Consider the following 220-nt stretch of genomic DNA (forward strand, 5'->3'; position numbering starts at 1 on the left):
GCCGCCCACGGCGTGTCGCCCTTCGGCGCCCGTGGCGCCAACAGCGGCGTGCAGGACGCCGACAACCTGGCCTGGAAGCTGGACTGGCTGCTCAAAGGCTGGGCCGGCCCCGAACTGCTGGCCACCTACGGCCCCGAGCGCGAGTACGCGGCGGACGAGAACATCCTCAACTCCACCCGCGCCACCGACTTCATCACGCCCAAGAGCGAGATCAGCCGCC

General features: G+C 70.9%; 1 protein-coding gene. It reads left to right on the top strand.

Annotation, left to right across the window (positions count from 1 at the left end; translation table 11 throughout):
* Positions 1-220 (top strand): FAD-dependent monooxygenase (locus HA630_RS27125; RefSeq protein ID WP_208299928.1); only part of this gene is annotated, 220 nt, incomplete at both ends.

Source organism: Aquabacterium sp. A08, assembly GCF_011742065.1.